This window comes from Actinomycetospora sp. NBRC 106375 (assembly GCF_030269665.1).
Taxonomy (GTDB): Bacteria; Actinomycetota; Actinomycetes; order Mycobacteriales; family Pseudonocardiaceae; genus Actinomycetospora.
Genome location: NZ_BSTS01000005.1, coordinates 250071 through 272688 on the forward strand (window position 1 = coordinate 250071; position 22618 = coordinate 272688).

Below are 22618 nucleotides of genomic sequence, written 5' to 3' on the forward strand. Positions count from 1 at the left end.
CGCAGCGGGCCGCCGTTCCTCGGTTCGCGCGTGTCGGGACCTCAACCACCGAGCAGGTCGGCCAGCGCGTCGAGGGCCCGGTCGCCCTCGACCCGCGCCGCCGACGAGGCCGCGGCCAGCCCGAAGTACCCGTGCACGAGCCCGTCGCCGGCCAGCCGGCGCACCGGGACGCCCGCGGCCTCGAGCGCGCCGGCGTACGCGCGGCCCTCGTCGCGCAGGGGGTCGAGCTCCGCGGTCGCGACGACGGCGGGAGCGACGCCGTCGAGACCGCCGGGCTCGTCGGCGGCCCGCAGCGTGTTCAGCGAGGGGTCCCCGTGCAGCGCCGGCTCGGGCGCGTAGCGCTCCCAGAACCAGGCCATGTCGGCGCGGGTCAGGAACGGCCCGGCGGCGTTCTCGTCGACCGACGTCGCGGACATCGCCGGGTCGAGACCGGGATAGAGGAGCAGCTGGGCGTCGAGCCGCGGGCCGAAGTCCCGGGCGAGCAGGGCGGCGCCCGCGGCCAGGCCGGCGCCCGCGCTGTCGCCGGCCACCACCAGCTGGTTCGAGGGCCGCTGCAGCGCCGCCCACCGCAGGCCCGCGTAGGCATCGGTGACCGGCGCGGGGTGGGGGTGCTCGGGGGCGAGGCGGTAGTCGACGGACACGACGGTCACGCCGAGGTGCGCGCACACCCGCCGCGCGGCGCCGTCGCCGGTGTCGAGGTCCCCGAGCACCCAGCCGCCGCCGTGCAGCCAGACCACGGTCACCGCGCGCCGCTCGCCCGCGGGCTCGTAGACGCGGACCGCCACGTCGGCGTCCGTCCCGGCCGCCGCGACCACGACGTCGTCGTGCACCGACCCGACCGCCGCGGCGTCCCCGCGCCGGATCAGCGCCAGCTCGCGGTAGTTGCGGCGCGCCTCGGCGACGTCGTCGCGGGTCAGCGGCAGCCAGCCGTCGGCGCCGAGCCGGTCGATCGCGGTCGCGAGCTCGGGATCGAGCCGGGAGTCGGTCATGGCCGCATCCTCGCCCCCGCCCCACCGGTGCGCTCGCTAGCGTGCGTCGCGATGACCTCCACGCCGTCCGAGCGCCGTGCCGCCCGCTCGAGCGACGCCCGCAGTGCCGCCCTGACCGTCGCCCGCGGCTTCGGTCTTCCCGTCGACGACCCGGCCGAGCTGGGGGACCAGTTCTCGGTCGTCCTGCACCTGCGGCCGGCGCCGGTGGTCGTGCGGGTGCCGACGTGGACCGCCGAGGTCCGCGACCCCGGCCCCCACGTCGCGGGCGACCTGGCGGTGGGGACCTGGCTGCACGAGCAGGGGGTGCCGGTGGCGCCGCCGAGCGCCGAGGTGCCGCCCGGGCCCCACGAGCAGGACGGCCACCACCTCAGCTTCTGGACCTGGGTCCGGCCCGATCCGGCCGCGGAGCCCGTCACGCCGACGGTCCAGGCCGGGATGCTGCGGGAGCTGCACGAGGTGTTCGCCGCGTACCCCGGTTTGCTGCCCGGGCTCGAGCCCGTCGCCGCGGACATCGAGAACGGTCTCGCCGCGCTCGAGCGCCACACCGGGGTGCTCGCGCGAGGCGAGGAGGCGCTCCTGCGCGACGCCGCCGCGGAGCTGCTCCCGGAGGCCCGCCACCCGTCGGTGCCCATCCAGCCCCTGCACGGCGACGTGCACGCGAACAACCTCGTCGTGGGCGCCCACGGTCCCGTGTGGATCGACTTCGAGGAGGCGTGCCGCGGCCCGCTGGGCTGGGACCTCGGGATGTTCGGCTGGGACGCCGAGGGTCGCGCGGCAGCGGCCGCGGGCTACGGGGACGTCCCGGCGTTCCGGACGTTCTCCCGGCTGCGGGCGCTGCATCTCGCGGCGTTCCTGCTCGGCCTGCGCGACCACTTCGCCGACACCGAGGGCTGGGACCCCGCGATCCACTGGTTCCTCTCCCACCTCTGAGTTCAACTGAGGGGTTGAACAACGAGGGATCCCGCGCTACGGTTTGCTCAACCGCAAGGTTGAACAAGGAGTCAGCGTGGACGACCAGCTCTCCCGGGTGTTCTCGGCACTCGCCGACCCCACCCGGCGCGACATGGTGGCCCGCCTCGCCGTCGCGGACGCCGGCGTCAACGAGCTCGCGGAGCCCTACGACGTCAGCGTCCAGGCGGTCTCCAAGCACCTCAAGGTGCTGGAGGAGGCGGGACTCGTCAGCCGCTCCCGCCAGGCACAGCGCCGGCCGGTCCACCTGGAGGCGGAGGTCTTCGACCTGATGACCAAGTGGATCGAGCGCTACCGGCGCCAGGCCGAGGAGCGCTATCGCCGTCTCGACGACGTCCTCGCCGAGATGGACACCGAGAAGGACCCCCGGACCGACACCGCACGAGGAGCATCCTGATGAGCACCACGACCCGCGAGACCACGATCACCGCCGACCCGGCCGCCCCGACCGTCGTCATCACCCGCGAGTTCGACGCGCCGGTCGCGAACGTCTTCCGCGCCCATGTCGAGCCCGACCTCGTCAAGCGATGGCTCGGCCCGCGCGACCTCACGATGGAGATCGACAAGTTCGACGCCGCGACCGGCGGCTCGTACCGCTACACCCACCGCGACGACAACGGGTCCTACGTCTTCTTCGGCTCGTTCCACGAGGTCCGGCCGAACGAGCGGATCGTCCAGACCTTCACCTTCGAGGGCTTCCCCGACTCCGTCAGCCTGGAGACCATGGTCTTCACCGACCTCGGTGACGGGCGGAGCCGCATCGAGGGGACGTCGCTGTTCGAGTCGGTCGAGGCCCGCGACGCGATGGTCGCGAGCGGCATGGAGGTCGGCGTGCGCGAGGGCTACGAGCAGCTGGACGAGCTGCTGGCCGCCGGCTGAGTCAGAGTTCGACGAACGGCGCGGCGTAGCGGAAGCGGCCCCGCGGCGGGTCACCGGCCAGCGCGCGCACCTGGAAGAAGCGTCCCCACGCCGCGTCCGGTGCCTCGACGCCGTGTTCCGCGGCCGGTCGGAAGCCGAAGCGTCCGTAGAACGCCGGCTCGCCGAGCAGCGCGACCAGGCTCTCCTCCCGGGCCTCGGCCGCGGCGAGCACGCCGTGCATCAGCGCGGAGCCGACGCCGCGGCGCTGGTGGTCGGGCGGGACCGCGACGGGGCCGACGCCCAGGGCCGGCTGCTCGCCGACGTGCCCACGGGTGGCGACGACGTGGCCGACGACCTCGCCGACGACCTCGCCGGCGACCAGCGAGAACGCAGGCAGCCATCCGCCGTCGTCGCGGAGCCGGTCGAGCAGCCCGACCTCGATCGGCTCGGCACCGTCGTCGCCGGCGAACGCGGCGGCCACGACCGCCCGCACGCAGGGGGCGTCCCCGGGTCGCTCCCGCCGCACCAGCACCTCGGCATCGTCGCGGACGGCGCCACGAATGTCGGGGATCAGAGCCAGCGGGCGACGCCGCCGTGGCCGGAGCAGGTGCCCTGGCGGTGCTGGGAGAAGCTCCACGAGCCGTCGCTGCATTTCGCGGTCGCCCCGGACGGCTGCGACGAGGCGGCGACGGGCCGCTGCACCTGGTTGCCGTCGACGTTGGTGTAGGTGTCGCCGTGGCCGCTGCCGGCCTGCGGCACTCGAGCCGTGGCCCGGGGGCGGGTCGGCGCCGTGTACGCGGGTCGGGGTGTCGCCCGTCGCGGGGTGATTGTCGGGTGCGCCGGTGTCGTGGGGTGCTCGGCCACGGCGAGCGGGGCCGGGGTGACCACGGGCGGGGCCGCCGGGAGGGCCGCGGGCACGGCGACCGGGGCGGGCGTGGCGGTGGGCGTGGTGTTCCCGACGGTGCTGCTGGTCGTGGTGCTCACCGGTGCGGCGGTCGTGGTGGGCGGCGGGGCCGGCGCGGTCACGACCAGGACACCGACGAGCAGCACGAAGCCGGCAAGCACGAAGCCCGCGCCGCGGGCCACCCCGCGCAGCCGCCAGGAGGACCACGCGAAGATCGCGACCGGGAGCAGGAATGCCCCACCACGTGAATCGGGCGAGCGGGTGCCAGTGCCGCTGCCGGCCGTGTACGACGCCCAACGGGCCGGGACGGTGCGGGCGCAGCCGCACCGTCGGGGCGTCGTCCTCGTACCGGCAGCTCGTCCGACCGCTCACGGCCACTGTCCCCCCGACGTCGTGGTTGTTGACAGCACCACAGGCGCCAGGCGCCACCCCTGCGGGGTCGGCCCGCCGCACCCGCCACCGGAGATAATTCGGAATTCGAAGCGCCCCGAGCGGACGGCGCCACCTGCTCCACGGAGCCGGACGTGGCCCACTGGCGATGCTGCGAGATCCGAAGCATCGCCCGCAGGGAGCGGCACCATCCCGCCCACGTCCCATGACCCCGACAGCGGAGCCGCGACGCCGCCCAGGGCACGCGGAGGACGGGTCCGTGCACAACGGCGGCCCATCGCCGGAGATCCGGTGACGGGCCGTTGACCTGCGAGAACAGGCGTGGAGCGAGTGACGGGAATCGAACCCGCGTTCTCAGCTTGGGAAGCTGATGTTCTACCATTGAACTACACTCGCGCGGTGCTCTCCGAGCCTACACGGCGCCTCCGCGGCCCGGCGGGACCCACCCGGGCCTGCCGCCCAGCGTGACTACACCGGTGTGGTTCACCGCCCGATCACGGGGACATCACAGATTGGGCGCGATCCTTTCCCACGGAGCGTGAGGGGACGTTAGGTCGTCGGGGTAGATCCGCGACGATGCCCTGCTGCTGGGCCCACAGGTCGTGTTGGCTGGTCAGCGACAGGGAGCTCCAGGCGCCGACGGAGGGGGGCAGCCATGACCGCGCGTGAGCAGGCCGACCGCCAGCCCGAGCTGTTCGTCATCGTCGCGTCCCGCGAGGACGCCGGGGCGCTGGCGCCGCTGGCCGAGCGGGACCCCGAGGTCGTCCCGGTGCTCGTGGCCACCGGCCCCGACCCGATGGCCGTCGACGAGGCCCTCGACGACCTCGGCGCCCTCGCCGGGCGCGTGCTGCTGGTCGAGGACACCGAGCCCGGGCCGGTGCGCGAGCTCGCCGCACTGCTGCCGCGACTCGACGCGCTCGTCGCCGACGACCGTCCCGCCGCCGTTCTCGTCCGCGGCGGTTCGCCCACCGCGCTCGCGGCCACCCAGGCGGCGGTGTGGCGCGGGGTGCCGGTCGTGGCAGTGCCGAACGACGACGGCGACGCCGTCGAGGTCGCCAACCAGGCGGCGATCGGGGCGCTCGTCGCGTCCCAGGAAGCGCCCGAGGCGGCACCGTCCGATGTCCGCGCCGCGGCGGCCGCGCACCGGTTGTGGCGCGAGCGTCTCGCGGGTGGCGACGGCCCGCGGGTCGTGCGGCTCCCGACGCACCGGACGCTGTCCGCCTGACGAACGTCACCCACAGCGATCGTGGGCCGCGAAAGCATCACTCAGTGATGACGGGAGCACGAAAAGTAGAGCAAGTACCCGCTCGCGGCTAACGTCATGCCCCGCAAGCCTGATGGACCTGGTGGACACAGGGCGCACCAGGGAGGCGGGGGACCGGTGAGGCGAGCACCGCGGCTGATCCATGAGGTCCAGCGATTGGGCCTCACGGTGTCGGTCGCTGCCCTCCTCATCGTCGTGCTCGTGGTCTTCCGGCTCGTCTGGTCGGTCGCCGTGAACACCCCGACCGACAACCGTCTGCAGGACGGCCTGCTCGCGATCGAGGACTCGCACCAGGCGATGCTCGACATGGACGCTTCGCTGCGCGGCTACCTCGCCACCGGCGACCAGTTCTTCGCCGACGCCGCCACCAACGCCTCGCCGGCGCTCGCGGCGGCCGACACCCAGATGGTCACCCTGCTCGAGGAGCCGCAGCTGCGGCAGGACGTGCTGGCGCTGCTCCTGGCCCAGCAGCGCTGGCGCACCGAGTGGGCCGACCAGGCGCGCCGGCTGCCCCCGCCGGGCGGCGCCGAGACCTTCCTGAAACAGGGCACGGCGCTGTTCGACGACTACCGCGCCCGCAAGGACGCGACCCGCGCGGACACGCTGGGTGCGATCGAGGCGGCGGATCGCAGCGCCGTCGCCACCCAGTGGATCGTGGGCGTGTGCATCGCCGCGGTCGGCGTCGCGACGCTGGTCGTCGCCCTCCGCGGCCGGCGGCGGCTGCAGCAGCACGTCGTCACGCCCGTCGACGGGCTGCTCGCCTCGGTGCGCGGGATCGGCGAGGGCCGCCTGACCCCGCCCGAGCCGGTCTCCGGCTCGGCCGAGCTCGTGGCCCTGCGCGACGGCCTCGCCGACATGACGGTCGCCCTGCGCCGGCAGCGGGAGGAGGCCGCCGCCCAGGCCGAGCGGCTGCAGGCCCAGACCGACCGGCTGCGCACCATCCTGATCATGACCCGCGAGATCGCGGGCAGTCTGAACACCCGCTACGTCATCGACTCCACCGTCCAGGCCGCCGTCGCGGTCACCGACGGGCGGGTGCTGCTGTGGCTGCTCGAGGAGGACGGCAACGGCCTCGAGCTCGCCTACGACTCCGACCGCGGCGCCGTCGCGCCCATGGAGACCCACTGCCACCTCGGCGTCGGGGTCGTCGGTCGCTCGGCGCGCTACGGGCAGATCTCGCGCGGCGACCCCGACACCGGCGAGGACGCCGCCGTCGCGGTGCCGCTCGTCGTCGGTGCGCGCGTGATAGGCATCCTCGAGTGCTACGACTCGCCGGAGGGCGAGGTCGACGGCCAGCGGCTGTCCGCGGTCGAGATGCTGGCGACGCTGTCCGGTTCCGCGATCGAGGCCAGCCGGCTGCACGCGGCGACCGAGCGGCTCTCGCAGTTCGACCCGCTGACCCAGCTCGCCAACCGCCGCCGCCTCGGCGCCGACCTCGACTCCGCGGTGGCCAACGCCAAGCGGCACTCCGCGCCGATGTCGGTGATCATGCTCGACCTCGACCACTTCAAGGAGCTCAACGACCGCTACGGCCACCAGCAGGGCGACGTCGTGCTCCAGGAGGTCGCGAGCACCCTGCGCACGGCCATGCGCGACGGCGAGACCGCCTACCGCTACGGCGGCGAGGAGTTCGCCATCCTGGTCACCCGCGGCGGCCCGGACGACGCCGCCAAGCTCGCCGAGCGCCTGCGCACCCGGGTCGAGGCCGACTTCCGGCGCGGCGACAAGCAGCTGGTCACGGCGTCGTTCGGTGTCGCGGGGCTGCCCGAGCACGCCGGGGACGGCGAGGCCCTGCTCAGCGAGGCCGACCGGGCGCTGTACTCGGCGAAGAACGCCGGCCGCAACCGCGTCCACCGCGCGGGCGGGCTGGTCGACTAGGAGTCGTTCTCCGGCAGGCCGCGGCGGAAGTTGACGTACGAGCGCGACGGCGTCGGCCCCCGCTGGTCCTGGTAGCGCGACCCGTAGACCGGCGAGCCGTAGGGGTGCTCGGCGGGCGACGAGAGCCGGAACAGGCACAGCTGCCCGACCTTCATCCCGGGCCACAGCCGGATCGGCAGGTTCGCGACGTTCGAGAGCTCGAGCGTCACGTGCCCTGAGAAGCCGGGGTCGATGAAGCCCGCCGTAGAATGGGTCAAGAGCCCCAAACGCCCCAAACTCGATTTGCCTTCGAGGCGCCCGGCGACGTCGTCGGGCAGCGTGATGACCTCGTAGGTCGAGCCGAGGACGAACTCGCCGGGGTGCAGGACGAACGCCTCGTCATCCGCCGGCTCGACCATCCGCGTCAGGTCGTCCTGCTGCAGCGACGGGTCGATGTGCGTGTAGGCGTGGTTGTTGAACGTTCGGAAGTGCCTGTCGAGGCGCAGGTCGACGCTCGAGGGCTGCAGCAGCGTGGCGTCGAACGGGTCGAGCCCGACGCGCCCGGCCGCGATCTCGGCGCGGATGTCGCCGTCGGAGAGCAGCACGCGCGGACCCTATCGACGTCGTGCACCGCGTGCGCAGGACGGCCGTCCGGCGCAGGCCGGCGTCCGTCCGCGCCTACCCTGGAAGAACGAACGGCGCTTTCGCTGCGTCGGTAGCAGCGAGAGCGCCGTTCGTTCATCAGGGCGAGGTCGGGACGGGGCCCGTCAGTTCTCCGTCGACGGGTTCTGCACGTTGGGCGAGGTCGAGGCGGTCTCGGGATCCGAGTCGCCGGGTCCATCGGTCTCGGCGTCCGGGGCCGGGTCGCCCGGGGCCTCGGGCGTCTCGGCCGGCTGTCCGCGCTTCACGGCCGCGAGGAGCATCTGCGAGACGTCCATGACCTCGGTGCCCGTGGCCTTGGACTCGCTCTGGCGCTCGGTGAGCCCGTCGGTGAGCATCACGCGGCAGAACGGGCAGCCGGTCGCGATCGTCTCGGACTCGGTGGAGATGGCCTCGTCGACGCGCTCCATGTTGATGCGCTTGCCGATGTTCTCTTCCATCCACATCCGCGCGCCGCCGGCGCCGCAGCACAGCGCGCGGTCGGCGTGACGGGGCATCTCCTTGAGCTCGGCGCCCGCGGCCTCGACCAGCTCGCGCGGCGGGCTGTAGACCTCGTTGTGCCGGCCCAGGTAGCAGGGGTCGTGGTACGTGACGGTCTTGCGGGCCCCACCGTTCGAGCCGGCGTGCCCGTTCCCGTTCGACCCTGCGTGCCCGTTCGTCGACTCCTTCTCGGCGAGCGCGACCGCGGCGGGCGCGGCCTGGTCGCCGTCGTGGCCCGGGGTGCCGTGCCCGTTGGCAGGGATGAGGCCGCGCTCGGTGCCGTCGTTGTGCGGCCCGTGGTACTGCAGGCCGGTGGCCGGGTTGATGTCGATCCGACCCGCCGGCACGGGCGAGGCCTCGGGGGCCACCGGCACCAGCTTCTTCTCGCGCACGAGCTGGTTGAGCAGCTGGGTGTGGTGGACGACCTCGTAGTGGCCGTCGAGCTGCGGGTACTCGCGCCCGAGCGTGTTCATGCAGTGCGGGCAGGTCGTGACGATCTTGCGCGTGCCCGGCTCGCGGCCCTCGAAGACGGCGTCGAGCATCTCCTTGGTCTGCGCGGCCATCATCTGGAAGAGGAACTCGTTGCCCGAGCGCCGCGCCGGGTCGCCGGTGCAGCTCTCCTCCTTGCCGAGCACGACGTAGTCGACGTCGGCGATGTGGAGCAGCTCCGCCGTCGCGCGGACCGTCTTCTTCGCGTTGTCGTCGAACGCGCCGGCGCAGCCGACGAAGAACAGGTACTCGGTCTCGGGGCGCAGCTCGCCGTCGAACTCGGGCACGTCGAAGGGCAGGTCCTTCGCCCACTCCATGCGCGCCGAGTTGTTCTGGCCCCAGGGGTTGCCCTTGTTCTCCAGGTTCTTGAACAGGGTGCCGAGCTCGGTGGGGAACTCGGACTCGATCAGCACCTGGTAGCGGCGCATGTCCATGATGTGGTCGACGTGCTCGATGTCGACGGGGCACTGCTCGACGCACGCCCCGCACGAGGTGCAGGACCACAGGACCTCGGGGTCGATGACGCCGAGGTCCTCGGCGGTGCCGACGAGCGGGCGGGAGGCCTGGACGTCGTCGCTCGCGCGGTAGCGCTCGTACCCGGACTCGGGCACGCCGTGACCGTCGTGGACGGGCTCGCCCGGGTTGTTCGCGCCGGCCTGGGTGGCGGCGCCCTCCTCGGGCATGTCCTTGCCGCCGATCATGTACGGCGCCTTCGCGAACATGTGGTCGCGCAGGTCCATGATCAGGAGCTTCGGCGAGAGCGGCTTGCCGGTGTTCCACGCCGGGCACTGGCTCTGGCAGCGGCCGCACTCGGTGCAGGTCGCGAAGTCGAGCATGCCCTTCCAGGTGAAGTCCTCGATCTTGCCGCGGCCGAACGAGGCCTCCTCGGGCGGGTCCTCGAAGTCGATCGGCTTGCCCTCGTGCTCCAGCGGCAGCATCGGGCCCAGCGCCTTCGGGTAGCGCTTGGCCGAGACGTTGACCGGCGCGATGAAGATGTGGAGGTGCTTCGAGTAGAGCACGACCACGAGGAAGATCAGCGCCACGGCGATGTGGATCAGCAGGAAGATCGTCTCGAGCACGAACAGCGTCGTCTCCGACACGCCGGAGAAGAGATAGCCCACGCCGATCGAGGCCCAGGCGCCCGAGTCGTAGGGCAGGTTGCCGGCCGCGGAGGACGTGCCGCGGAAGGCGAACAGCGACCAGACGACGTTGAAGATGAGGAACAGGATCAGCCAGGCGCCGCCGGTGTGGCTGCCGTAGAAGCGGGACGTGCGCGCGCGGCGCTCCGGCGCCTGCTGGATGCGCATGATCCCGAAGGCGATTATCGAGATCAGCACCATGATCGCGATGAAGTCCTGCAGGAAGCCCAGGACCGCCCAGTGCCCGATCAGCGGGATGTGGAAGTCCTCGACGAACAGGGCGCCGTAGGCCTCGATGTAGACCGTCAGCAGGATGATGAAGCCCCACATCGTGAAGAGGTGGGCGAGGCCGGGGATCGACCAGCGCAGCAGCCTGCGCTGCCCGAACACCTCCACGAACTGCGTGCGCACGCGGGCGCCCAGACCTTCGGCGCGCTTCGCGTCGGGCTGGCCGGAGGTGATCAGGGTGTAGAGCCACCAGGCCCGGCGCGCGGCCACGACCGCCACGACCAGGGTCAGGGCGAGCCCCAGGACCAAACGGACGACCACGACGGGACCTCCCCGTGAGCCGGGTCGTGGTGGAGACCCGGTGAGACAACTGAGACAACGAGGTGCAACGAACCGCAACGACGGTGTGGGCGGCACTGTAACGGCCGGTAGCGCCGTCGGCGCTGCGAGAGGTGATTGATGCTACTCACCGGTAACCGCAGCGGCACGGGTGCTCCCGCGGGGCCGGGCGGCTCCGCTCCGTACGCGCCCGGGCGCCGCGTCCGGGGCGTCCCGGCGTGTCTCCGTCCCCCATCGGGCGATGCTTTGCGATCGCGAATTCGATCGCGCCGCGCCGGAGTGTGATGACCGCCCGTGCCGTGTGGATCACGATAGGCTCATCCGGACCAGGAGAGCGGGCTGCGGCGGCCCGCCGGTCGCGGAGGGTGGACGATGCGTCGACGCCTGTGGGGGAAGGAGTCCGAGAGGGGTGCCCGGACGCCGCGGCGGGCCCCCGCGCGCCGCATGCCGAGGTGGTTTGAATCCCCGCGACCGCCGTGTTTACTCGACCGGCCGAGATCGGCTCCCGGCACTTCGACCAGCACGTCCGCAGGAGGACCGCCATGACCGTCACGTTCCTCGGCGCCGAGGTGGTCGCGCAGGCTCCGGGGACCGGCGGGCTCCAGGGATGGATCCAGGACAACATCGTCCCGCTGATCCTCCTGGGCATCGCGATCATCATGCTGTGGATCGGCGGCCGCGGTGACAACGCCGGCGTCGCCCGCCGCAGCATCGGCCTGATCATCGGCCTGATCGCGCTGGGGATCGCCCTCACGCCGGGTGCCGGCGCACGCGTCGGGGCGTTCTTCGCACAGCTCATCACGGGGTGACGCGGGTGCACATCCGCACCGACGACGAGGTGTACCGCGTCGACGCCGTCTGGCTCGGTCCGCCGCGCGCGACGTTCCCGTGGCGCGCCCGGTACTCGGCCTACGGCGTGGGCCTGCTGGTCATGCTCGTCGTGATGTTCGTCCAGCGTCGCCTCGGCATCGACCTCGGCTTCTTCTCCGTGGCGTGGGCCCTGCTCATCACCGTTGGGATCACGCGCTTCGTGTCGCGGCGCATCAACGACGAGCGGCCCCTCCTCGAGTGGCTCACGTTGTTCGTGCACGAGCTGCGCGGGCCCCGGGCCCGGACCCGCGTCACCGGTGGCGCGCTCACCACCGGGCACGTCACCGTGCACCGCGACCGGCCGAAGCTCACCGGCGCCCCGACGGCCGTCGCCCTCCCGCGCGGCAGCGACCCCGCGGCCGCCACCGACGGCCCGCGGGTCCGGCGGGCCGCCGCCCCGTCCGCCGGGGACGTGTGGGGCCCGCCGCCCCGCGACGACGAGGTCGTGGAGCCCCGCGCGTCGGCGGCGACGACACCCGACCCGTCGGAGGCGTCGGAGGCGTCGGAGAACACGGAGTCCGGGGCACCGGCGACCGCACCGTCGGGGGCACCCGACGAGCCGGCCCCCCGCGCCGGCGCCCACCTCACCCCCGGGGTCGAGGACACGCCGGCGTCCCACCGGCGCCGGACGCGGGGCACGACCACGGCCCGCCCGTCCGGTGACGCCCCCGCGCGCCGCCGCCGCAGCACCCCGCGCACCTCGACGAGCACCTCCGGACGTACCGCGACGACGGCCGGCGACGGGTTCGGTCCGCCGTCGGCCGCCGAGGTCGGCGACCCGGTCGAGCCCACCGACGGCACCGCCGCGCCGGACGCGCCCCGGCCCGAGCTGCCCCCGGTGCCCGACCCGCGGTCGGCGGAGGCGGACATCGCGGCCTGGACGGGCGCCGGGACGCGCCGCGAGCCGGTCTCCGCGCGGCGGGCGCAGCGCCCCCGGGCCGCCGGCTCCGCGTCCGACGCCGACCCCGACCGCACCCAGCGGCGACCGGTCCGCCCCCGACGTCGGGCCGGCTGGCCGATGTCGAACGAGCCGGCGACCCCCGAGGCGCCGTTCGGTCCCGGCACGCGCGCGCGGAGGTACGGCCCCAGCAGCCCGCAGGGCGGGCGAGGGGGCGACGGTGCTGCGCCGGAGTAGGTCCCGCAGGGCCGTCGAGGCCGGCCCGGCCCCGGAGGCGATCGAGGCCGGCCCGAGCGGCGGCGGGCTGCGCCCGGCCTGTGCGACGCCGTCGAACGGCTCGGGGGCCCGCCGCGGTCGTGGTCTGACCGGCGAGTCCCCGGCCGCCGGCTACCGCCCCGCGATCGCGCTGCGCGCCATCGACGGCAACCTGGCGCGCACCGCCTCGAGCGTCACCGCCTGGTACCGGCTCGCCCCGCAGCCCTGGAGCTTCCGCAGCGACTCCCAGCGCGAGACGTTGATCCGCCAGATCGCGACGCAGGTCGGCGAGCTGCAGGGCCGGTGGCTGCACGTCCGCGTGACCTCGCGCCCCTACCCGGTCGCGCTGTGGGCCGAGGCGTTCGACCACAACGCGCCGGGCCGGCTCCCCGACGTCTCGGGGGCGCTGACCTGGGAGGGCTTCCTCGAGGGCGAGCAGCGCCACCTGATGGGGCTGTCGATGTCCGACAAGGAGGTCTTCCTCGGGGTCGAGGTGTCCGGCCGGTCGGTGGTCGACCGCTGGCTCGAGGGTGCCGCCCCGATCCTCGGGCGCCTCGTCCCGTCGGCGGCGACCGCCGAGCTGGCGGCGCTCGAGTCCGAGATCGCGCACGTCGAGGCCCTGGTGTCGCGGGCCGGGCTCGACGCGGTGCCGGCGACGGCCGAGGACATGGCGTGGCTGATGCACCGCTCGTGCTCGCTGGGCCTGCCCGCTCCGCGCACGGTCACCCCGGCGTCGGGCGAGCACTGGGAGTCCGAGGACCTCGCTGCGTTCACCGACGGCGTCGCCCTGCAGCAGGAGCCGTACGCCCCGACCGTCCAGGTGCTGGGACGGTTCGGCACCCAGCCGGTGCAGCGCCACGTCGCGGTGCTGTCGGTGGGCCTGATGGACGCGCTGCGGATCCCCGAGGCCGACGACCCGTGGATGCAGCGCAGCGACCGCCTGCCGTTCCCCGTCGAGTGGTCGGCGCGGATCTACGTGCGCAAGCCGGAGGAGGTCGCCGGCGAGCTGCAGCGCCAGATGGGCAAGGTGCGCAGCCAGATCCGCCACTACACCCACGACCACGACCTCGACCCGCCGATGTCGCTCTCGCGCCAGGCCGACCGCGTGCTGCAGATCGAGGACGAGCTCTCGGGAGGGCTCACCCAGCTCAACACGCGGGTCTACGGCTGGTGGCGGGTCGCGGTGTCCGGCCGCGACGAGGGCGAGGCGCTGACGCGGGCCCAGCAGGTGCTCGACCTCTACCGCCCGCGGGTCGCGATGGAGCACCCCGAGGCGCAGTACGCCTACGCCCGGGAGTTCATCCCGGGCGAGCCGCTCGCCTCCACCGCCTACCGGCGGCGCGGCTCGGTGACGTGGGTGGCCGCGGGCGTGCCGGCCGCGTCGGCGTCGGTGGGCGACCGGCGCGGGATCATGCTCGGGGAGACCTGCACGGCGACCCGCCGCCCGGTGGCGTGGGACCCGTGGATGGCGCAGGAGGTCCGGCGCGCCTCGGGCCTCACGGCCGTCGTCGGCGGCCTCGGCTCGGGCAAGTCGTTCCTCACCGGGCTGCTCGTCTACAAGACGCTGCGCGCCGGGGCCCGCTGGACGGTGCTCGACCCCTCGGGCCCGCTCGCCGAGCTGACCAAACTCCCGGAGCTCGCCCCGTTCTCGCGCCACATCCACCTGCTGGGCGCCGACCCAGGCATCCTCAACCCGTACCGGGTGGTGGCCGAGCCCCGGCGCGACCACTTCCTCGACGAGGACGACCCGGACAAGGCGTGGCGCCGCGAGCGCTCCCTGGCCGCGGCCACCCGGCGCCGCCTCGTGCTCGACGTCCTGACCGGCCTGCTGCCCTTCGACGTGGCGCGCATGCCCCACACCCGGATCGTGCTGCTGCGCGCGGTGCGCGAGGTCGGGGGCGCCCCCGACCGTGACCCCAGCCAGGTCATCGCGGTCCTGCGCCGGCACGCCCGGGAGGGTGAGGAGCACGCCGACGTCGTCGCCGACTTCCTGGAGGAGCGCCGCGAGCTGCCGCAGGCCGCGCTGCTGTTCCCCGACCGCAACGCCGACCCGCGCGACGACCCGTGGCAGGGCGAGCAGGACTACCGGCTCACCGTCCTGACCATGCAGGGCATGGCGCTGCCGCGTCCGGGCAGCCCGCGCGAGGAGTGGACCGACGGCGAGTCGTTGGCGGTCGAGCTGCTCAACCTCGCGTCCTGGCTGACCCAGCGCACCATCTACACGTCGGACCGGAACCTGCGGAAGGGCGTCGCGCTCGACGAGACCCACTTCCTGTCGCAGATCCCCACCGGCAAGGTGCTCATCGACCGCCTCGCGCGCGACTCGCGGAAGTTCAACGTGCGCGCCATGTTCGCCTCCCAGCTCGCGGGCGACCTGCTGCGGGTGCCGGGGTTCGCGTCGCTGGTCAACGCCGTGTTCGTCGGGCGCACCGACGACGAGGAGGCGCAGGCCGAGGCGTTGCGCCTGCTGCGGGTGCCCACCGACGTCGGCTACGAGGAGATGCTCGGCACGCTCTCGCCGCGGCCGCGCCACGACGACCGGCCCGACGACACCCCGCGCCAGTTCGTCTTCGCCGACGGCCACGGCGGCGTCGAGAAGATCCGCATCGACCTCGAGGGCCCGCACCTCGAGCACCTGCGCGACACCCTCGACACGAACCCTGACGTCCGCCGGGTCCGGACGCTGCCCGCCGGGGCGCCCGGCGAGCGCCCGGCCGCCCCGCCCGAGACCGACGCGGAGCGCACCGGCCCGGTGCCGGTCGTGCCCGCGGCCGGGCCGCCGCCCGCCCCGCAGCCCGCGCGACCGACGGCGCCGACCCCGGGTGCGGGCCCCGCGTCACCGCCGTTCCCGCCGCGCTCGGTCCCGACGCCGCCGCCGGGCACGGCGCGCGTGTCGCCGGTGACGCCGCCGCGTGACCCGCTCGTGGAGCGCACGGTGGTCGAGGGGACGGTCCTCGACGAGCGGCACGACGACCGCGACGGCGCCGGGGTCCTGCCGCCCGGCCTCGACGACCTCGCACCGGACCTCCACGACGACCTCGACGACGACCTCGACCGCACCCCGGCGCCGGCGGCCACCGCGGCCGGCGACGACGAGTGGGCCGACGCCTGGGTCATGGACGAGAGCGAGGCCACCGGCGACGCGGTCGGCGAGCTCGCCGACGACGTGACGGTGACGACCCCCGCCGACCGGGCGCCGGGCTGGCGGGAGGGACACGACGCGACGGACCCCGCCCGCCGGGTGGGCGCCGGGCGGCGAGGGCCCGGAGCCCCGGGGTGATCCTCGCCGTCGCGATCCTCGCCGCCGCCCTCGTCATCGGGTGGCGGCGGTCGCGACGTGCGCAGGATGCCTCCAGGTTTCTCGGCGTGTCGCGCGAGCGAGCATGTGGCGATCCTGGCTTCAGACGCCAGCAAAGCCGCATTGCTCGCACACCCCGTGTGCGTAGGGACCGCGAGCAGACGACCCGGACCCGGACGCGGGGGCGGCGGCGCGCCGCGGTGCTCGTCACGTCGCTGCTCACCGGGCTCGTGCTGTTCGCGCTGCCCGCGTCGGCGGCGCCGCTGGACTGCAAGGCGGCGCCCGACCCCGACCGGCCGGGCACCGGGCTCGTGGGCTCGCTCGACCCCGCGCCGCTGGGGGTGGGAGCGCCGGGCAGCGTCTACGACGAGGTCGGGTACGCCGGGCAGATCTGGTGGACCTACGACCTCGGCTGCGGCCCGGGCGCCGCCCGCGACCCCGCGGCGGCCACCGACACGTGGCTGGGCAACCAGTTCTTCAACCTCGCCAAGCTCGTCGTCGGCGGCGTCAACTGGTCGCACTACCTCATCGAGCGCGGCTCGGGGCTGCTCCAGCCGCTCGACGGCGTGGTCCAGGCCGGGACGCAGGCGATGTACGGCGCGGTGTTCACGACGTGGGTCGGGCTCGCGCTCATCGTGCTCGCGGCGATCCTGCTGGTCCTGGCGATGCGCGGCGACCTCTCGCGCCAGGCCCAGCGCGCGGGCATCGCGGTGATCGCGCTGGCGATCGCGGCGGCGGCCTACGCCGCGCCGGTGCGCTGGTCGAGCATGCTCGACGGCGTCCTGCTCGACGGCGTGACCGCCATGCAGCGCGGCTTCCTGTCGCAGGTTGGAGTGGGCGACGCGAACACCCTGCCGACGGTGCTGACCGATCAGATCGTCTACAACAACTGGCTGCGCGGCGAGTTCGGCGCCGCGGACGTGCCGCAGGCGCGCGACATGGGCCGGGAGCTGCTGCGGGCGCAGACGTTCACCAAGCAGGAGATCGCGAGCGGCCAGGACACGCAGGCCACGGCCGACGCGAAGAAACAGCAGTACACGGCCGTCGCCGACCGCGCGGGTGACCGCTACAGCTACTTCCAGGGCCGGCAGGGCTCGCGCACGGGCGCCGGGATGCTGGCGCTGATCCAGGCCGTCTGCATCGGGCTGTTCCAGCTGATGAGCAAGCTGCTCATCCTCGTCTCGATGCTGATCATCCGATTGCTCGTGATGATCGCCCCGGCGCTCGCCGTGCTCGCCCTGCTCAAGCCCGAGGTGCTGCCCGCGACCCTGCGGATCGGGGGCGCGGCGCTGGTCAACACCCTGCTCGTGGGGGCGATGGCGGGGCTGCACTCGCTGATGGTGATCGCCCTGTTCCGCCCCGGGTCCGGCGTCGACACCTGGTTGGGGCTGCTGGTCACGGGCGTCGTCACCATCGTGCTGTGGGCGCTCGCGCGCCCGTTCCGGCGGCTCTCGGCGATGGTCACGCTGACCCGCGACCAGATGAGCGGCTTCCTGCCGCCCGCGGGCTCCGGGGCGCTCTCGCGGTTCCTGCCGCGATCGCCGCAGCGCCAGGACGACTGGTGGTCCGAGCGCCGGGGCGCGGCCACCGCGGGCGATGGGTGGCGTCCGGAGAGCACCGGTCCCCCGCGCGCCGACCCCGCGACCGCGGAAGTGGCCACCGTGGCCGGCCCGATGCGGGTGGACAGCGAACGGGTCGGCGCGGGCGGCGCCACCGCCCACGACGCGGACCCGGCGGCCGCCCTGGCCTCGCGCCGGGCCGCCCAGCGGGCGTTGCCGGCGGGTGCCGCGACCACCGGGACGACCGCGGTCCCGGGTGGCACGCCCCGCGGGGACCGCGACTCCACCCCGGCCCGCGCCGCGGTCAGCGACGCCGACCGCAGCCTCTACCGCAGCGTGGCGGCGCGCACCGGGGACGCCGGCGGTCCGCAGCGTCCGGTGCAGGCCGAGCTGGTCGACGGCGCGCCGGTCTACCGCATCTACCGCCCCAGCCGCCCGGTCGGCGCCGGGTCCTCGCGCCGGTCGACGCGGACGAGCGCCCCGCGGCCCGCCGAGGGAGGCCCGCGTGCCGATCCGGACTAGGCGCGGGCGCGCGGCGGCCTATCGCGCGCTGTGGGAGTGGCCGCTGCACTCCCCGGCGCGCCTGATCGGCGTGCTGGTCGTGCTCGCCGCCGTCGCGATCGGGATCTCGGCCCTCGCCGGCGGCTCCGGCGGGAGTGCCGGGTCCGGGCGGGCGCTCGGGCCGGCGCCGGGCCCGGCGCCCGCCACCGCGCCGGCCGCCCCGCAGGTCACCGAGCTCAGCCCCCGCACGCTGCCCCTCGACCAGGCGCCCCCGGTCGCGCTCGCGGTCGCGCAGCGCTGGACACAGGCGTGGGCCACGCACCCGCCCGGGACGACCCCGGCCCAGTGGAGTGCCGGGCTCGCGCCGTACACGACCGACGAGTACCTCGCGGTGCTCGCGTCGGTCGATCCGTCGAACGTCCCCGGTTCGCGTGTCACCGGGCCGCCGCAGGCGGTCGAGGTCCGGCCCGAGGCCGTGCGCGTGCAGGTGCCCACCGACGCCGTGCGCCTGGAGCTGCTCCTGGTGCAGGTCGGGCCGGGTGACTGGCGCGTCTCCGGCTACGACCGGGCGTCCTGAGGGGCGGCCCAGGGATGTCACGGTGATCACCCCGCCCCGGCTGCCGCCCGGCTTCCGGATCCTGCGCCTGCTGCTGCCGGTGGCGGCGCTCGCGGGCTTCCTGGTCGTCGTGCTGGCCGCGGGCCTGCTCGTCGTCGGCCAGTTCGTCCCCGGCGGCGGGGAGGACGCCGGCGCCGGGCGCTGCGAGGCCGGCACCGGGGCGCCGTCGGGGAGCGCGCCGCAGACCTCGGCCGAGCTCGACGCCGTCCAGCGCCAGACCGCGTCGACGATCATCGGGGTGGCCAAGGGCATGGCCGTGCCGCCGCGCGGCTGGGTCGTCGCGCTGGCCACGGCGATGCAGGAGTCCCAGATGGGCACGGTCGGCATGGACATCGCGGTCGACCACGACTCGCTCGGGGTGTTCCAGCAGCGCCCGAGCCAGGGCTGGGGGAGTCCCGAGCAGGTGCGCGACCCCGTGTACGCCACCCGGACCTTCCTCGAGCGCCTGCTCGCGGTGCCCGGCTGGGACACGATGCCGGTCACGCAGGCCGCCCAGATCGTGCAGCGCTCGGCGTTCCCCAACGCCTACGCCAAGTGGGAGACGCTCGCCAACAGCCTGGTCACCGACCTCGCCGGGATCACCGGCGCCATCCAGGAGTGCCAGCCCGCGGCGGACGCGGGACCGGGTCCAGCGGCCGCGTTGCCGCCCGGCGTCGCGCGCACGGCGATCGAGTTCGCGACCGCGGAGACCGGCAAGCCCTACGTGTGGGGGGCGACGGGGCCGAGCAGCTACGACTGCTCGGGGCTGATGCTGCGGGCCTACGAGCGCGCCGGGATCGTGCTGCCCCGCGTCTCGCGTGACCAGTACCACGCCGGCGCCCACGTCCCCGTCGACCAGGCGCAGCCCGGGGATCTGTTGTTCTGGGCGTACGACAGGTCCGACCCGGACACCATCCACCACGTGGCCATGTACCTCGGGAACGGGCAGATGATGGAGGCCCAGCAGACCGGGGTGCCGCTCGGGACCCGGGCCGTGAGCTGGGACGAGGGCCAGTTGCTGCCGCTCGCGACCCGCCCCGGGACGGGGTCGGACCGGGCCTGACCAGGGGCCGGATCGGCGTCTTCGGCGAAGTTGAGCCGCCCGGGAACAACCTCGTGTCATGCTCCGTTGGTCGGGATGACACACTTGAGCGCAGGCGGCTCAGGTCTGGTTTGCGGACACCGCTCCGTGGGCCAATACTTGAGCGCAGAGCACTCAACGGAACACCCGGATCCCACGGGTCTCGAGAGGAGACACGAGCATGGCGCGAGCGGTCGGCATCGACCTCGGCACGACCAACTCCGTGGTCGCCGTCCTGGAGGGCGGCGAGCCGACGGTCATCGCGAACTCCGAAGGCAGCCGCACCACCCCCTCGGTGGTCGCGTTCGCCCGGAACGGCGACGTCCTGGTCGGCCAGTCGGCCAAGAACCAGGCGGTGACCAACGTGGATCGCACGATCCGGTCGGTCAAGCGGCACATGGGCACCGACTGGTCCGTCGAGATCGACGACAAGAAGTACAGCGCGCAGGAGATCAGCGCCCGCACGCTGCAGAAGCTGAAGCGGGACGCCGAGGCGTACCTGGGCGAGGACGTCACCGACGCGGTGATCACCGTCCCGGCCTACTTCGAGGACGCCCAGCGGCAGGCCACCAAGGAGGCCGGCCAGATCGCGGGCCTCAACGTCCTGCGCATCGTGAACGAGCCCACGGCGGCCGCCCTCGCGTACGGCCTCGAGAAGGGCGAGCACGAGCAGACCATCCTGGTCTTCGACCTCGGTGGCGGCACGTTCGACGTGTCCCTGCTCGAGATCGGCGACGGCGTGGTCGAGGTCAAGGCCACCAACGGCGACAACAACCTCGGCGGCGACGACTGGGACGAGCGGATCATCAATTGGCTCGTCGAGAAGTTCAAGGGCTCGCAGGGCATCGACCTGTCCAAGGACAAGATGGCGATGCAGCGCCTGCGTGAGGCGGCCGAGAAGGCGAAGATCGAGCTCTCCAGCTCGTCCAGCGCCGGGATCAACCTCCCCTACATCACCGTCGACGCCGAGAAGAACCCGCTGTTCCTCGACGAGACGCTCTCGCGTGCCGAGTTCCAGCGGATCACCTCCGACCTGCTCGACCGGTGCCGCAAGCCCTTCAACCAGGTGATCAAGGACGCCAGCATCTCCGTCGGCCAGATCAACCACGTGGTGCTGGTGGGCGGCTCGACCCGCATGCCCGCGGTGCACGACCTGGTTAAGGAGCTCACCGGCGGCAAGGAGCCCAACAAGGGCGTCAACCCGGACGAGGTCGTGGCGGTCGGCGCCACCCTGCAGGCCGGTGTGCTGCGCGGCGACGTCAAGGACGTCCTGCTGCTCGACGTCACCCCGCTCTCCCTTGGCATCGAGACCAAGGGCGGCGTGATGACGCGGCTGATCGAGAAGAACACGACGATCCCGACCAAGAAGTCCGAGGTCTTCACGACGGCGGAGAACAACCAGCCGTCCGTGCAGATCCAGGTCTTCCAGGGCGAGCGTGAGATCGCGGCCTACAACAAGAAGCTCGGCATGTTCGAGCTCACCGACCTGCCGCCCGCCCCGCAGGGCGTGCCGCAGATCGAGGTCAGCTTCGACATCGACGCCAACGGCATCGTCAACGTCTCGGCGGTCGACAAGGGCACCGGCAAGTCCCAGCAGATGACCATCACCGGCGGCTCGGCCCTGTCCAAGGACGAGATCGACCGCATGGTCGCCGACGCCGAGGCCCACGCCGACGAGGACCGCAAGCGCCGCGAGGCGGCGGAGGTCCGCAACCAGGCCGAGACCCTGGTCTACCAGACCGAGAAGTTCATCACCGACAACGACGAGAAGCTCCCGTCGGACGTCAAGGAGAAGGTCCAGGGCTCGGTCGCCGAGCTGAAGACCGCGCTCCAGGGTGAGGACAACACCGAGGAGATCAAGGCCGCCTCGGAGAAGGTCGCCACCGAGTCCCAGGAGCTCGGCCAGGCGCTGTACGCCCAGCAGCAGTCCGAGGGTGGTGCCGGCGCGGCCGGCGCGGCCGGTGGCGCTGCCGCGGGCGGTGCGGACGACCAGGCCGACGACGTCGTCGACGCCGAGATCGTCGACGACGACAAGAAGGACTGACGCGCCTCGGGTGGGGCCGCCGGCATCGAGGAGACGAAGCGAAGCGGAGCTCGACTCCGTCTCATCCCGACCGGCGGCCCCTCCGCTCGCGGTTCCCCCAGGCCACACCGTCCCGGCGCCAGGCGCCGGGTCCTCCCGAGGAGGTCACAGTGCAGGATCCGGTCGTCGGGCAACACTCTCCCGACTCGAGCACCGACTCGAGCGTCGGCGGGGTGCCCACCTCCGGTCAGGACGCTCCGGCCGGCACGGCCCAGCCGGACGGCGCCACCGACGGTGGCGAGACCGCCGCGCCCGAGGGCGCCCACACCATCGCCGGCGAGGCCCGCGCGGCGGAGTTCGCCGCCGCGGCATCAGCCGCGGGGCTGTCCGAGGGCGGCGGGGCCGGCCAGGCCGGAACCGACGGTGCGGCCGCCGACCCGGAGCTCGAGCGCGTGCGCTCCGAGCTCGCCGAGCGCACCGCCGACCTGCAGCGCGTGTCGGCGGAGTTCACCAACTTCCGGCGGCGCACCGAGCGCGAGAAGGAGTCGACGGTCGCGGCGGCCAAGGCCTCCGTGGCCGGCGAGCTGCTCACGGTGCTCGACGACGTCGAGCGCGCCGCGAGCCACGGCGACCTGACCGGCCCGTTCAAGCTCGTCGCCGACCGTCTCACGGAGACGCTCCAGCGCGCGGGCCTCACGCCGTTCGGTGCCGAGGGCGACGCCTTCGACCCGTCGGTGCACGAGGCCGTGGCCCACGAGACCTCGTCCGAGGTGTCGGGCCCGACGGTCACCACCGTCATGCGTCGGGGCTACCGCTTCGGCGACCGCGTGCTGCGCGCCGCGATGGTCGGGGTCACCGACTCCGACGGGTCCGCCCCGGCGGACACCACCTCCCAGCCGGCCGACGCCGGCACCTCCTGACAGGGCGTCCTGAACACCACCCCACCCCCCACACCGCGGAAGGAGCAGTCCC

18 protein-coding genes and 1 tRNA gene are annotated in these 22618 nt (G+C 73.8%); 13 read left to right on the forward strand and 6 right to left on the reverse strand.

From position 1 onward, the window contains the following. Window positions 1-41: 41 nt before the first annotated feature. On the reverse strand, window positions 42-989 hold the full coding sequence (locus tag QSK03_RS10815) for an alpha/beta hydrolase (protein ID WP_285651452.1): 948 nt from the start codon (window positions 987-989) through the stop codon (window positions 42-44). A gap of 51 nt (window positions 990-1040) precedes the next feature. Here QSK03_RS10815 and QSK03_RS10820 point away from each other — a divergent pair, with 51 nt between their 5' ends. The 3 genes from QSK03_RS10820 (at window position 1041) to QSK03_RS10830 (ending at window position 2837) form a co-directional block, all read left to right on the forward strand. Beyond that, on the forward strand, window positions 1041-1919 hold the full coding sequence (locus QSK03_RS10820) for an aminoglycoside phosphotransferase family protein (RefSeq protein ID WP_285651455.1): 879 nt from the start codon (window positions 1041-1043) through the stop codon (window positions 1917-1919). A gap of 76 nt (window positions 1920-1995) precedes the next feature. After that, a complete protein-coding gene (locus tag QSK03_RS10825) occupies window positions 1996-2355 on the forward strand; it encodes an ArsR/SmtB family transcription factor (RefSeq protein WP_285651457.1) in 360 nt (119 codons plus the stop codon). Then, complete coding sequence (locus QSK03_RS10830; protein WP_285651459.1) at window positions 2355-2837, forward strand: SRPBCC family protein; 483 nt, start codon at window positions 2355-2357, stop codon at window positions 2835-2837. Before QSK03_RS10825 ends, QSK03_RS10830 begins: the two co-directional genes overlap by 1 nt. Before the next feature lies 1 nt (window position 2838). On the opposite strand, the gene QSK03_RS10835 is transcribed toward QSK03_RS10830, so the two are convergent. The 3 genes from QSK03_RS10835 to QSK03_RS10845 form a co-directional block, all read right to left on the reverse strand. After that, a complete protein-coding gene (locus QSK03_RS10835) occupies window positions 2839-3348 on the reverse strand; it encodes a GNAT family N-acetyltransferase (RefSeq protein ID WP_285651461.1) in 510 nt (169 codons plus the stop codon). Between the two features lie 38 nt (window positions 3349-3386). Further along, window positions 3387-3902: a DUF3761 domain-containing protein gene (locus QSK03_RS10840; RefSeq protein WP_285651463.1), complete on the reverse strand. Its 516-nt coding sequence runs from the start codon at window positions 3900-3902 to the stop codon at window positions 3387-3389. A 530-nt stretch (window positions 3903-4432) separates the two neighbouring features. Continuing rightward, window positions 4433-4506: transfer RNA gene (locus QSK03_RS10845), tRNA-Gly, on the reverse strand. A 259-nt stretch (window positions 4507-4765) separates the two neighbouring features. Between QSK03_RS10845 and QSK03_RS10850 the strand changes: the two genes are divergently transcribed. Then, window positions 4766-5335, forward strand: coding sequence for a glycosyltransferase family protein (locus QSK03_RS10850; protein WP_285651466.1), 570 nt, complete (start codon window positions 4766-4768; stop codon window positions 5333-5335). Window positions 5336-5542: 207 nt separating this feature from the next. Next, window positions 5543-7252: a diguanylate cyclase domain-containing protein gene (locus tag QSK03_RS10855; protein WP_285651469.1), complete on the forward strand. Its 1710-nt coding sequence runs from the start codon at window positions 5543-5545 to the stop codon at window positions 7250-7252. On the opposite strand, the gene dcd is transcribed toward QSK03_RS10855, so the two are convergent. Both dcd and QSK03_RS10865 read right to left on the reverse strand, forming a co-directional pair. Further along, on the reverse strand, window positions 7249-7836 hold the full coding sequence (gene dcd, locus QSK03_RS10860) for a dCTP deaminase (RefSeq protein WP_285651472.1): 588 nt from the start codon (window positions 7834-7836) through the stop codon (window positions 7249-7251). The genes QSK03_RS10855 and dcd overlap by 4 nt on opposite strands. 162 nt (window positions 7837-7998) lie before the next feature. Further along, window positions 7999-10548: a heterodisulfide reductase-related iron-sulfur binding cluster gene (locus QSK03_RS10865; protein ID WP_285651476.1), complete on the reverse strand. Its 2550-nt coding sequence runs from the start codon at window positions 10546-10548 to the stop codon at window positions 7999-8001. A 560-nt stretch (window positions 10549-11108) separates the two neighbouring features. On the opposite strand from QSK03_RS10865, the gene QSK03_RS10870 reads away from it, so the two are divergent. The 8 genes from QSK03_RS10870 to grpE all read left to right on the forward strand — a co-directional run bounded on the left by QSK03_RS10870 (window position 11109) and on the right by grpE (window position 22566). Beyond that, complete coding sequence (locus tag QSK03_RS10870) at window positions 11109-11375, forward strand: hypothetical protein (RefSeq protein ID WP_285651479.1); 267 nt, start codon at window positions 11109-11111, stop codon at window positions 11373-11375. Window positions 11376-11380: 5 nt separating this feature from the next. After that, a complete protein-coding gene (locus tag QSK03_RS10875; protein ID WP_285651481.1) occupies window positions 11381-12571 on the forward strand; it encodes a hypothetical protein in 1191 nt (396 codons plus the stop codon). A gap of 67 nt (window positions 12572-12638) precedes the next feature. Then, a complete protein-coding gene (locus tag QSK03_RS10880) occupies window positions 12639-15869 on the forward strand; it encodes an ATP-binding protein (RefSeq protein WP_502872156.1) in 3231 nt (1076 codons plus the stop codon). Window positions 15870-16027: 158 nt separating this feature from the next. Continuing rightward, entirely contained in the window at window positions 16028-17968 is a 1941-nt protein-coding gene (locus tag QSK03_RS10885) for a hypothetical protein (RefSeq protein WP_285651483.1), read from the forward strand. After that, window positions 17952-18524, forward strand: a complete 573-nt coding sequence (locus tag QSK03_RS10890; RefSeq protein ID WP_285651486.1) for a hypothetical protein — start codon at window positions 17952-17954, stop codon at window positions 18522-18524. The genes QSK03_RS10885 and QSK03_RS10890 overlap by 17 nt, the downstream gene beginning before the upstream one ends. Before the next feature lie 73 nt (window positions 18525-18597). Beyond that, window positions 18598-19605, forward strand: coding sequence for a C40 family peptidase (locus QSK03_RS10895; RefSeq protein ID WP_502872157.1), 1008 nt, complete (start codon window positions 18598-18600; stop codon window positions 19603-19605). 199 nt (window positions 19606-19804) lie between these two features. After that, a complete protein-coding gene (gene dnaK / locus QSK03_RS10900) occupies window positions 19805-21667 on the forward strand; it encodes a molecular chaperone DnaK (protein ID WP_285651491.1) in 1863 nt (620 codons plus the stop codon). Between the two features lie 212 nt (window positions 21668-21879). Beyond that, entirely contained in the window at window positions 21880-22566 is a 687-nt protein-coding gene (gene grpE / locus QSK03_RS10905; protein WP_285651493.1) for a nucleotide exchange factor GrpE, read from the forward strand. Window positions 22567-22618: the final 52 nt, after the last annotated feature.